Annotated in this window: 9 protein-coding genes; 3 read left to right on the forward strand and 6 right to left on the reverse strand. The window is 67.9% G+C overall.

The genetic code is table 11. From position 1 onward, the window contains the following. Nucleotides 1-8: 8 nt before the first annotated feature. The 3 genes from FJV41_RS26020 to gad all read right to left on the reverse strand — a co-directional run bounded on the left by FJV41_RS26020 (nucleotide 9) and on the right by gad (nucleotide 3,367). Entirely contained in the window at nucleotides 9-1,349 is a 1,341-nt protein-coding gene (locus FJV41_RS26020) for a S41 family peptidase (RefSeq protein WP_141645253.1), read from the reverse strand. Beyond that, a complete protein-coding gene (locus FJV41_RS26025; RefSeq protein ID WP_141645254.1) occupies nucleotides 1,336-1,854 on the reverse strand; it encodes a MarR family winged helix-turn-helix transcriptional regulator in 519 nt (172 codons plus the stop codon). The genes FJV41_RS26020 and FJV41_RS26025 overlap by 14 nt, the downstream gene beginning before the upstream one ends. Before the next feature lie 121 nt (nucleotides 1,855-1,975). Further along, complete coding sequence (gene gad, locus FJV41_RS26030; protein WP_141645255.1) at nucleotides 1,976-3,367, reverse strand: glutamate decarboxylase; 1,392 nt, start codon at nucleotides 3,365-3,367, stop codon at nucleotides 1,976-1,978. 215 nt (nucleotides 3,368-3,582) lie between these two features. On the opposite strand from gad, the gene FJV41_RS26035 reads away from it, so the two are divergent. After that, the gene (locus FJV41_RS26035; RefSeq protein ID WP_181790944.1) at nucleotides 3,583-4,695 is read left to right on the forward strand and encodes a DNA topoisomerase subunit B; all 1,113 of its coding nucleotides are present in this window, start codon (nucleotides 3,583-3,585) and stop codon (nucleotides 4,693-4,695) included. Nucleotides 4,696-4,759: 64 nt separating this feature from the next. Here FJV41_RS26035 and FJV41_RS26040 read toward each other — a convergent pair whose 3' ends face one another. Both FJV41_RS26040 and FJV41_RS26045 read right to left on the reverse strand, forming a co-directional pair. Further along, nucleotides 4,760-5,131 (reverse strand): hypothetical protein, encoded by a 372-nt coding sequence (locus tag FJV41_RS26040; RefSeq protein ID WP_141645257.1) that lies wholly within the window; start codon nucleotides 5,129-5,131, stop codon nucleotides 4,760-4,762. 2 nt (nucleotides 5,132-5,133) lie between these two features. Further along, nucleotides 5,134-5,886 (reverse strand): hypothetical protein, encoded by a 753-nt coding sequence (locus tag FJV41_RS26045; protein WP_141645258.1) that lies wholly within the window; start codon nucleotides 5,884-5,886, stop codon nucleotides 5,134-5,136. 202 nt (nucleotides 5,887-6,088) lie between these two features. Here FJV41_RS26045 and FJV41_RS26050 point away from each other — a divergent pair, with 202 nt between their 5' ends. Beyond that, nucleotides 6,089-6,793, forward strand: a complete 705-nt coding sequence (locus FJV41_RS26050; RefSeq protein ID WP_141645259.1) for a DUF8692 domain-containing protein — start codon at nucleotides 6,089-6,091, stop codon at nucleotides 6,791-6,793. After that, nucleotides 6,765-7,847: a hypothetical protein gene (locus tag FJV41_RS26055; protein WP_141645260.1), complete on the forward strand. Its 1,083-nt coding sequence runs from the start codon at nucleotides 6,765-6,767 to the stop codon at nucleotides 7,845-7,847. Before FJV41_RS26050 ends, FJV41_RS26055 begins: the two co-directional genes overlap by 29 nt. A gap of 313 nt (nucleotides 7,848-8,160) precedes the next feature. On the opposite strand, the gene FJV41_RS26060 is transcribed toward FJV41_RS26055, so the two are convergent. Beyond that, the coding region (locus FJV41_RS26060; protein ID WP_141645261.1) for an FAM151A/B family protein at nucleotides 8,161-9,001 on the reverse strand (841 nt) is incomplete at its 5' end.

Raw genomic sequence — 9,001 nt, forward strand, 5'->3', positions numbered from 1 at the left:
CGACGCCCTCACCCCCGCGAGAAGACGCGGGGAGCGGGCTCCGTCACCCAGAACAACTCCAGGGCCTTGCCCGGCAGCCTCACGCGCAAGCTGTCCGTGCCCTCGACGGCGAAGAGGCCGTCCTCCGTCATGGGCATCAGCCGGCCAGGCGGACGGCCCGGCCGCACGAGCCACAAGCTCCCGTCACGCAGGCTCACGTCGATTTCTCCATAGCGCCCCGCAAGCGACTTGAGTCGCGCCGAGGAGAGCGACACGGGCCGGCGCTTCGCCTCCAGGCCGGCGCGCGCCCACGCATACTCGGCCAGCTCCTGCGCCGTGGCTCCCGGACGCTGGGCCAGGCGCTCCACCGCCATGGACAGGGCGACCTCCAGGGCCTCGGTGGCGGGCACCTCCCGGTCCGGCGCCACGCCCGTGCCCTCCCAGTTGGACTGGCTGACGGCGTGGACGGGGCGGCCCTCCGACACACTCAACTGGAAGCACGGCGCCACCGGCAGCATCGCGTTGTTGTTCGCCGCGCCCGCCGTCCGCGTGCCCACCAGGGTGCCCAGCTTGAACTGCTGCACGTCGTACGCGAAGTCCTCGCCCGCGGAGCCCACCCGGCCATCAATCAGGACATATAGCGGCTTGCCCATCAGCCGTCCCGCGGGCACGTGCTCCAGCGTGCGCGACTGGACCGGCGGCTGGGTGCCACTCTGGAACGTCATCAAGAGCGTGTCCGGCGCCAGGAAGTGGCTGACCAGGTACTGCACCGCCGCGTGCGAGCCACCGCCGTTGCCGCGCAGGTCGATGATGAGGGCGTCACCGTCGCGCAGGAACCGCATCGCGTCGTCATAGACGCCGCCCGTCTCGTCGCGGACCCACATGAAGCCGGTGACCTTCATCGAGCGCACGTTGCCCGGATGAACCTTCAGCTCCGTCAGGCCGTGGTGCTGACGCAGGGCCTGCTTCCGGTGGAACGCCTCGGCGCTGTCGCTCGCGGAGACCTTCGGGCCCGCCTGCTGCGCGGCGAACCAGGCGGGGTCATGAATCAGGTACAGGTGCCCGTCTCCGCTGGCCGCCTTCAGGTCCTCGGTGACGTGCTCGGCGAGCTGCCCTGGCGTGTTGCCCGCATACCGCCCGGACTTCCGGCCGCGAGCCAATCGCTCGAGGATGACCGCGCGCTTCTCCGGGAAGACATACGAGCGCTGGATGACCGACTCGATGGTGTCCAGGGTGGTGGCCAGCTCCGCCGGGGTGAGCGGCCCGCGCGCGGGCGTCACGGGAGGCGCCACCCTCGGTTGGGCATGGGCGCCTCCGCCCAGAAGGAGCAGCGAGGCAAGGACGGCGAGCCACGGCCTAGACGTCTTCATCTGAGTCTCCGGTGTCATTCGAGGTGTCGATTCCCAGCCGCTCTCCGGCCCGGGCGCGCAGCCCTCGCCGGTCCAGGGCCTGGTCCAGTCCATCCAGTTGCGCCATCAGCGAGGGAGCGCCTTCGCGCAGCAGTTCGTCCGCCCCCTGGGCGATGGCGGCCCACAGCGGCGCGAGGCGCGTGGCCGTCCGCTGCCCCTTCGCACTGAGCAGCAGTCGCTGACGACGGCCATCCTCCGGGTCCGGCTTGCAGAGGATGAGTCCCTCCCGCTCCAGCGCGGTGCGCACCTGGCTGACCGCCGCATGGGTAATCCCGAGCCGCGCGGCCAGCTCGCCCACCGTCAGCGGACCGGAATCCCTCAAGGTCGTGAAGACCGCGTACCAGCGGGGCTCGAACCGCTCGCCCGCAGCGCGGTAGAGGGCGAGCACGTCCCGGTCCATCCGCTCCACGAGGCGCCGCAGGCGCGTCCCGAAAGCCAGGGTGCCCTGCTTCCTGAGGGAGTCCATGAACTCCGTTATCGCTTACGGAGTTTCGCGAAGCAAGGAGGTCGCGTGGGGCGGGCGCTGAAATACGAGACGGGAGCGCGCCCACCATGGACACGCCCCCGTCTCGTGAAGCAACAGCCACTCAGTGGTGGTAGCCGGACGCCTCTTCCCGAGTCATTGGCGCGCTCACCGGGTGGCGCTTGAAGTGCTCGATGCACGCGAGGAGGTCCGTCACCAGCAGCGTGGCCAGATCCCGGCTGACGCCGTGGCGCACCAGCACGCGCTGCACCACCAGGTCCTGGAGGTTGGCGGGCATGGGGTACGCGGGCACCAGCCAGCCACGCTCACGCAGCCGGTCCGCCAGGTCGTAGAGGGTGAAGCCCGGATTCACCCCGTCCTTCATCTTCCAGCACACACCGGGCACGCCGCCCCGGCCGTCGTAGACGATGTCGAACAGGCCAATCTGCTCGATGGCCTTCGCGATGACATTCGCCGTGTCCGAACACGCCTGCTGCAGTCGCCGGTAGCCCTCCTTCCCCAGCCGGAGGAAGTTGTAATACTGGATGACAATCTGCCCGCCCGGCCGCGAGAAGTTCAGCGCGAAGGTCGGCATGTCGCCGCCCAGGTAGTCCACGCGGAAGATGAGCTCCTCGGGGAGGTCCTCCTTGTCGCGCCACACCACCCAGCCGCAACCCAGCGGCGTGAGGCCGAACTTGTGGCCGGAGGCGTTGATGGACTTCACGCGCGGCAGCTTGAAATCCCAGACGACGTCCTGGTGGATGAAGGGCGCGAGGAAGCCGCCGCTGGCCGCGTCCACGTGGATGGGGATGTCCAGCCCGGTGCGCTTCTGGAGCCCATCCAGCGCGGCGGCGATCTCCTGCACCGGCTCATAGATGAGGTTGAAGGTGATGCCCAGCGTGGGCACGACGCCGATGGTGTTCTCGTCGCACAGCTTGAGCACCTCATCGGGCGTCATCACCATGCGGCCCTCGGCCAGCGGCACCTGGCGCAGCTCCACGTCGAAGTAGCGCGCGAACTTGTGCCAGCAAATCTGCACCGGCCCGCAGATGAGGTTGGGCTTGTCGGTGGGCTTGCCCGCCGCCTCGCGCCGCTTGCGCCAGCGCCACTTGAGCGCGAGGCCTCCCAGCATCGCCGCCTCGCTGGAGCCGGTGGTGGAGCAGCCCATGGTGTTGGCCGCGTGCGGCGCGTGCCACAGGTCGGCGAGCATGTTCACGCAGCGCGTCTCGATTTCGGCGGTCTGCGGGTACTCGTCCTTATCAATCATGTTCTTGTCGAGGCACTCGTCCATCAGCTTGTGCACCTGGGGCTCGGACCAGGTCTGGCAGAACGTGGCCAGGTTCTGCCGGGAGTTGCCATCCAGCAGCAGCTCGTCGTGCACGACGGCGTAGGCATGCTCGGCGCTGTGCTCCTCGTCGGGGATGCGATACTTCGGCATCGGGACGGACAGGTCCGGCGAGGCGTAGACGTCATCGTTGATGCGGTCCCGGACTTCATCTTTTCCATGCAGGGGCATGTGTTCTCCTCGCGTCGGTCCACCGTGAAGGCATCACTCGGACGTGAGATGGAGGCACCCGCCCGGAAGGGCGTCGTCTCCAGGAGAGGGGCAGGCCGACGGGCAGACGCCCGCTCCACCTGGAGGATGCGGCTTGTCAGGCGCGTCGCGAGCGGGGAGGCCCTTTTTGATAGGGTTGGGACATGTTCGAGACAGGGGAGGAAATGCGCGGGCTCATGCGCCGTCGCCCTGGCCTGTATCTCGGGGGCGCCGACGGATTTGCCCTCCACTCACTCGCCGAGGTGGTGCTCCGGTCGGGCGCCGTGGCCGCCAGGGAGCGAGGGACACGCGAGGTATCCCTGCGCATGGGGGCGGACGGCTCCTGCACGGCCGTCTTCGACGGCTGGAGTTGCCCGGCGGGAGTGGAGGCCATGCCGGAGGAGGTCGAGGGCTGGCTCTCCCTCACGAGCTACGACCCGAGGGGCACCAGGCCCGAAGGTGTCGCACGGGGACTGGTGCTTCCGACGTGCTACGACGACCTCGCGATGGTCAGCGTCTTCTCCTCGTCGCTCGACGTCCGCGTGTGGGGACAGGGACGGGCCTGGGGACAGCGCTTCCGTGAAGGGATTCCCCAGGGAGGCATGCGGCCCGAGGTGCTCGACGTGCCCGCTTCCGACTCGGGTTTGCGCCTCGTCTTCACTCCGGACGCGTCCCTCTTCGCGGAGCCCCCGCGCGAGGTCTCCGAGGAGGTGATTCGGAGGATGCGGGAGCTGGCGGCGCTCGTCCCGGGAGTCCTCTGGCGGTTCCACGACGCGCGATCGGGACGCGAGGAGCGGATCCTCCGCGAGCAGGGGCTCGCGGACCTGTGTCGCGAATCCACGGCGTCCTCGGGGCCGCTCCACGAGCCCTGGAGCTTCGAGGGCTTGTCGGGCACGACGCTGTTCCGACTCGCGATGCAGTGGTGTGAACGCCCCGGTGAGGGCTCCGCCTGTTGGGGCAACCTCCAGCGGTGCTCGCATCGCGACATTCCCCGTGAGGGGCTGAGGCGGGGCCTGCATGAGGCCGTGAGCGCCAGGAGGGCGGCCCTCGGCTATCGACAGGTGAAGCTCCCGTTCAGCAAGTCCGCGCTGGCGACGGGACTCACGGCGGTGATGGAGCTCGTCGTCCCCGTGCCCATCTGGCACCGGCACACGCACGACAGGTTGGAGACCCCCGAGGTCGAGAGCGCCGTGGCCGGGCTCGTCGCGAAATGGGTGGAGGAGGCGCTCGCGCGAAGTCCGGAGCTGGAGGCGCGGCTGCTGCCGCTGGCGGCCGTGCGCGCGCCCTCGATGCGCGCGTCACGACGATGACGCACCCGGCCTGACTTCCCCATCGAGTCGACAAGGGCAACTCCAGCGACTCCCAGGTGCTCTCTCAGCGAGTCTCGCCCTGGAACGCCTTCACGAGGGCGTTGATACGCCGTCCGCTCGGGTCCTCCTTTCGCGGGTCAGCGATGACAAGCACCATCTTGCCGGAGACCATCGCGGCTCCGGCGGCATTGCCAACGAGCGTCCAGCCGGCCTCCTCGGCCTGCCGTGCCTTCTCGGTGCTTTCGAACACACACACCGTGGCGTCCAGGCCACTGACCTTTCCAGCCCGGCACTTGCCCCCCGGAAGCTTCTCGCCCACGTCGGTGAACGCCGAAGGCGACTCTCCCGCCGCCCTCCACGCATCAAGCACATCATCCACCCCGCTGGAGCACCCCGCCACCAACAGCAGCATCAACGCCAGAGCCACTCTCGGCACGCTCAATCCCGTCCCTTGTACTTCTTGTGTTTGTGTTTCTTGTGCTTCTTGTGCTTCTTGTGCTCGTGGTGGTCGCAGTGGTCATGATGCACATGCACGCGCTCCTCCCGGACGACGCGCCCCTCCCACTCAGGTGGCGGAGGCGGCGGAGGCGGCCCTCCCACCCGAATCTCGACGCTGGGCACCGGAATGTTCAGGCCCACCTGGATGACGGGGCCGCGGTACTCGGGCGGAGGGCCCACGGTGATGACCGGACGCGGAGCGCTCCAGGAGCGATACACCGTATTGACGCGCACCAGACTCGGGCTCCCTTGCTTGTACTCCTGGGGATACTCGCCCGCGTAGTAGCTGACGTCCTCCTTCTCCACGAACTCGTGGCGCGGCGGAGGCTCGTAGGAATGATAGTGCGGCCCATCGTGGTAGCAGTACTCCACCACGTCCCTGTCGACGGAGATGTTGACGAGGACGTTGAGCACCACGGGATGGTGCCCGTAATAGGCATGCCGCGGCCCCTCGTAGCCAAAGGGCGTCGGGTCTCCAATGAAGACATAGACGTTTTCACGCGTACGATAGAGCGTGTCGGCGTGCAGCGGGGCGGCGGTGTGCACATGCACCATCTCCATGTGGCACAGCCCATCCGCCGGTTGCCCGGTGCGGGGGTGCATGCCCGCGTACCTCCACTGCTTCGCCTCGACCACACCGGCGGAAGCGAGCAGGAGCATCGCGAGCAGGCCGGCCAGATTCATCCGTGACATGGTGGGGTTCTCCCTCGGAGCCGCATTCTATACCGGACCCTTTTCCCGAGAGGTCGAGCACACTCACATCCGAAGCCCGCACCTGCAGTCCCTGCTCGCGTGCTCCACGAGCAACCCCAGTACCGCGGACACGAAACATTTCCGCACCATGACACTCCGCTCCAGGATGCACGCGGCCGAGTAACCTTTCCCTCCGCCTCCGATGCTCCTCCCCTCGCCCCGCTCTCTGCGCCGTTGGCTCCTCTCACTGGCGGGCCTGCTGACTGCCATCGGAGTGGGAGTAGAGGTCGCCTACTCCGCGCTCGGCGCGCGGAAGCTGGAGCCCCTCGTCGCATTTCTCTCCCTGAGCTACGAGCGGAACCTGCCCACCTGGTACGCCTCGGCATTGTTGCTGAGCTGCGCGCTCGTGCTCGCGGGCATCGCCCGCGTGGCGGGACGCCCCCGGGAGCAAGGATGGATTCACTGGTGGGCCCTGGCGCTTGCGTTCGCGTACATCTCCCTGGACGAGAGCGTGGGTCTCCATGAGCACCTCGGAAGCCTGCTCTCCCTGAGTGGAGTGCTGTTCTTCACCTGGGTGGTGCCCGCGGCAATCCTCGTGGTGCTCGGCGGACTTGCCTTCCTGCCCTTCCTCGCGCGGCTCGCGCCGCGACGGCGCGGACAGTTCATCCTGGCGGGTGTGCTGTACGTGGGTGGCGCGCTGCTCATGGAGCTGCCGCTGGGGTGGTGGACGGAGCAACACGGCAACGACAACCTCGTGTATGCGCTCATCGACCACGTGGAGGAGGCACTCGAGCTGGTCGGGGCCAGCCTGTTCCTCGCGGCGCTCGTGGAGGAGCTCAGCGAGCGCGTGGAGTTCGCGGTGCGAAAGGAGGCGGCCCATGGCCCTGGCCCAACCGCGCCCTCCTGAGACACAACCTCCGGTGGAGTCTGTACGAGAGGCCGCTCCTGTATCGGCGCGCTCTTCGTACATCATAGGGCCCACCTACGACTGGGCCTTCTTCCTGCTGCCGCCGCTGCTGGCGCTCGGGTTGGGCATCGCCATCTCAGGCACGCACTTCAGCGACACTCCCGTCCAGTTCTTCGGCCAGGAGAAGACGTGGGCCGGGCTGATGGTGGGCAGCATCATCCATGCGCACCTGGTGGCGGTGTTCTTCCGCAGCCATGGCAACCCCGCCATCTTCCGGCTCCATCCACTGCGCTTCGTCCTCGTCCCCGTGCTGGCCTGGGCGGTCATTCGCGGCTCGGCGGTGGTGGCCGCCGCCGCCACCGTGCTCGCGACGTTCTGGGACGTGTGGCACTCGGGGCTGCAGACGTTCGGCCTGGCACGCATCTATGACCGCAACCAAGGCAACCCACCCGCCGCGGGGCGCCGGCTCGACTACTGGCTGAACCACCTGCTGTACGTCGGCCCCATCCTCGCTGGCGCCACCATGCTGGACCATTTCAGCAGCTTCGAGTCCTTCGAAGCGGTGGGAATGCCGTGGCTCGCCTCCGTGCCCGCGCGCATGACGGCCACCCACCGCGCCTGGACGATGGGCGTCGTGGCCGTGGGGGGCACGTTCCTCGTCTTCTACGTGGCGGCCTCGGTACACCTGTTGAGGAAGGGCCACCATCTCTCCTTCCACAAGGTGTTCCTGTTGGTCACCACAGGCGCCTGCTCCATCTACTCCTGGGGCTTCAACACCTGGGGCGAAGCGTTCTTCATCATGAACCTGCTCCACGCCATCCAGTACCTGGCGCTGGTGTGGGCCATGGAGGGCGAGCGGCTGCGTGAGCGGCTGCGGCTGAAGTGGCGCGGGCTCGCGCTCGCGTTGTTCCTGGGCACGGTGCTCACCTACGGCGTGTGGGCCGAGCTGCTGGACTCCGACCTGGAGAGCCTCTGGTCCCTCACCCTCGTCGTGTCCCTGCTGCACTTCTGGTACGACGGCTTCATCTGGTCCGTCGCGCGCAAGCAGGTGTGAGCACCTCGCTCCACCGGGCTGGCGCTGGTGGAGGAGCTTCCCACGGGCACGGTGACGCTGGACTTCGACCCGGGCACGTTCTCGTTCCAGGTGGCGCGGGAGAAACGGCGGCACCCACCGGATGCGGGGCGTCAAGGCCAACGGTCAACACTGGCGTTCCTTGAGGCGGTGGACTGTCCTCTCCCTGGGACTTGCCTCCACGCGCACGGGCCGCCACCTCCAAGCGGAAGCGGTCCACCACCAACCAGCCCCAGATGCACCGGACTCCAGATGCACCGGGCTCGCCAGGTCGCGACTGTCGCCGCTCTTCTCTTCAGAAGAGCCTGTCCCATCGCGTCCGGGCCCAGTTCTTCCCCGCGTCGAGGCCGTCGCGCACGCCGTCCGCCCTCGAGAGTGAGCCCCAATTGTAGTTGGAGCCGATGTCGACCATCCCGTCGACACCTCGGGCCCGCATCTCCGCGGCGACCTTCGTCGGGTCCTCGGCGTTTCCCCAGACCGAGACAGTCCCCGCGGTCTTGAAGACCTCGATGGCCTCGTCACTCAGCGCATCATGGTGCACCACGAAGGTGGTGGGGCCTCCGCCCGCCCTTCTTGCCTCGTCGACCATCTGCCGGGCATCGGCTGCCCTCACCGTTCCATCGCCGGGCGGCGGATTGATGGCGAGGATGGCATTGGGAAAGCGCGTGCGAATCTCATCTCCCCAGGTCTTCACGTCGCCGAAGCCCAGGTTGAGCATCAGTCGCTCCTGGGGAACACCCACGCGCTCAATCTCGTCGAGCACGGCACCCATGTGCTCGCCTTCCTTGATGTCGAGCTTGAGCCCACGTCCCGACTCCTTCCCCATGCTCAGCCACTCATGGAGGGAGAGGTTGTCCCCGCTCTCGTGCGTCGTGTCGTGACGCATCTCCAGGGAGTCGTGGTTGAGCTCCTTCCGGACGTCGCCCTCGAACCAGTTGGCGTCACTCTGGAGCGCGGACTGGAACTCCTCCTTCGTGTTGGTGCGATGCGCGTTGCGCGCCTCTGAGAGTGGCCTGTCCCCGGACCAGGTGTTTCCCGGCGCGGAGGCCCGCTCGACGGTCCGTGCGCCGCGAGGCGCCTGGAAGCTGTCCACCTGGGAGTATCCGGTGGGCTCCCCCGCGGACTTTGTCTTGGGA

Source organism: Myxococcus llanfairpwllgwyngyllgogerychwyrndrobwllllantysiliogogogochensis (assembly GCF_006636215.1).
GTDB lineage: Bacteria > Myxococcota > Myxococcia > Myxococcales > Myxococcaceae > Myxococcus > Myxococcus llanfairpwllgwyngyllgogerychwyrndrobwllllantysiliogogogochensis.

What these genes read in the sequence shown, in the direction of transcription:
- gad (WP_141645255.1), bottom strand. Translation starts at nt 3,367, where the DNA reads ATGCCCCTGCATGGAAAAGATGAAGTCCGGGACCGCATCAACGATGAC.
- FJV41_RS26025 (WP_141645254.1), bottom strand. Translation starts at nt 1,854, where the DNA reads ATGGACTCCCTCAGGAAGCAGGGCACCCTGGCTTTCGGGACGCGCCTG.
- FJV41_RS26055 (WP_141645260.1), top strand. Translation starts at nt 6,765, where the DNA reads ATGGCCCTGGCCCAACCGCGCCCTCCTGAGACACAACCTCCGGTGGAG.
- FJV41_RS26045 (WP_141645258.1), bottom strand. Translation starts at nt 5,886, where the DNA reads ATGTCACGGATGAATCTGGCCGGCCTGCTCGCGATGCTCCTGCTCGCT.
- FJV41_RS26020 (WP_141645253.1), bottom strand. Translation starts at nt 1,349, where the DNA reads ATGAAGACGTCTAGGCCGTGGCTCGCCGTCCTTGCCTCGCTGCTCCTT.
- FJV41_RS26035 (WP_181790944.1), top strand. Translation starts at nt 3,583, where the DNA reads ATGCGCCGTCGCCCTGGCCTGTATCTCGGGGGCGCCGACGGATTTGCC.
- FJV41_RS26050 (WP_141645259.1), top strand. Translation starts at nt 6,089, where the DNA reads ATGCTCCTCCCCTCGCCCCGCTCTCTGCGCCGTTGGCTCCTCTCACTG.